Origin of the sequence: Daejeonella sp. (assembly GCF_049655485.1) — a bacterium.
In the GTDB taxonomy this organism is placed as follows: Bacteria; Bacteroidota; Bacteroidia; order Sphingobacteriales; family Sphingobacteriaceae; genus Daejeonella.
The window spans coordinates 1-1,809 of sequence record NZ_JBASJU010000366.1 but is presented as its reverse complement, the minus strand read 5'-3'; the positions used below and the strand labels follow the sequence as shown (position 1 = coordinate 1,809).

The window sequence follows — 1,809 nt, the reverse complement described above, 5'->3', positions numbered from 1 at the left end:
GATCACTACAGAGTATAGGGTTGCAATTTCCCCGTCTGGAAATCGTTCTTTCTAAATATCATTTCATGAAGAAAGCCTTTTTAAGCCTGTTTTTATTAGCTGCATTGAATGCTTTTGCCCAATACCCTGAGGCCACAATAAGCAATGGATTGATCGATGCAAAACTATATTTGCCTGACCATAAGAAAGGGTTTTACCAGGGCACCCGTTTCGATTGGGCAGGCGTAGTGTCGAGTTTAAAATACAAAAATCATGAATTTTTCGGCCAATGGTATCCTAAACATGATCCCAAAGTTCACGATGCGATTCAGGGGCCAGTCGAAGCATTTGACCCAATAGGATATGAAAATGCCCAGCCGGGTGAGACTTTTATCAAAATCGGTATAGGAACCCTAAAGAAAGTAAATACAAACCCTTATCGCTTCTCAAGTAAGTTTGAGATGGTAAACCGAGGTGAATGGAAGATTGAAAAAAAGAAGGACCGGATAGTCTTTATCCATGAGCTTCACGACGACAAGGGCTATGCATATATTTATAAAAAGACACTTAGTCTGGTTAAAGGAAAGCCCGAACTCATCCTGTCGCATAGCTTAAAAAATATAGGAACGAATACTATAGAGACCAGCGTGTTTAACCACAACTTCTTTGTGATTGACAAACAAACAACAGGTCCGGACTTCACAGTAACTCTTCCATTTGCAATCAAGAGTGAGCCTGCTGGTAAAAGTTTAATAGAGTTTGAAGATAACAGACTGGTTTTTCTAAGGGAGCTTACTAAAGGCCAAAGCACAATGGAATATCCAAAAGGATATACCGGCGACCGTGTAAAAGATTACGATTTTACGGTTGAAAATTCCAAAACGGGTGCAAGGGTAAGAATTACCTCAGACAGACCGCTTTCAAACTTCATGTTCTGGTCTGTACCCACCACTCTTAGTCCTGAACCCTTTATAAAAGTTAAAGCACTTCCTGGAGAAGAATTTAACTGGGAAATTAAGTACGATTTTAAAAGCGATAAATAAAACATGCCGAAAACCGGCAAACATAAATTTGATTAGTATTAGATAACCGCCTCCCTTATCCGTATTAACTTTTTCATCAGATTTTCAAGAAGATCAAGATTGAGCATATTTGCACCATCTGACTTTGCCTTGGAAGGATCCGGATGAGTTTCAATAAAGAGTCCGTCGGCTCCCACTGCAATAGCCGCCTTAGCAATTGTTTCGATCAAAGCAGGCTTCCCTCCTGTTACACCACTGGCCTGATTAGGCTGTTGTAAAGAGTGAGTACAATCCATCACGACAGGAACACCAAAACCCCTCATTTCCGGTATACCCCGATAATCTACAATGATGTCCTGATAGCCAAAAGTATTTCCCCGATCGGTAAGTATTACATTCGGGTTACCTGAATCTATTATTTTATCTACAGCAAACTTCATAGAACCGGCGGAAAGGAACTGCCCTTTTTTTACGTTTACGGTTTTTCCTGTTTTCGCTGCCGCGACAAGCAGATCGGTTTGACGGCATAAAAAAGCAGGAATCTGAAGGACATCCACATATGCAGCGGCCATAGCTGCCTCATGACTTTCGTGGATATCAGTTACACAAGGAATATTAAACTCACGACCAACTTTTGCAAGGATCTCAAGAGCTTTCTCATCTCCTATCCCGGTGAAGGAGTCAATTCTTGAACGGTTAGCTTTACGATAAGAACCCTTAAAAATAAATGGGATCTGTAGTTTGTCAGTTATGGAAACAATTCTCTCTGCTATCCTAAGGGCAATGTCTTCGCCTTCTATCACACATG

2 protein-coding genes are annotated in these 1,809 nt (G+C 40.9%); one reads left to right on the top strand and one right to left on the bottom strand.

The annotated features are described in order from the left end of the window. Positions 1 to 1,022 (top strand): hypothetical protein (locus tag WBJ10_RS15105; RefSeq protein WP_424291755.1); only part of this gene is annotated, 1,022 nt, incomplete at its 5' end. A 38-nt stretch (positions 1,023 to 1,060) separates the two neighbouring features. On the opposite strand, the gene kdsA is transcribed toward WBJ10_RS15105, so the two are convergent. After that, positions 1,061 to 1,809: 3-deoxy-8-phosphooctulonate synthase (kdsA, locus tag WBJ10_RS15100; RefSeq protein ID WP_424291753.1), on the bottom strand; the 749-nt coding region annotated here is incomplete at its 5' end.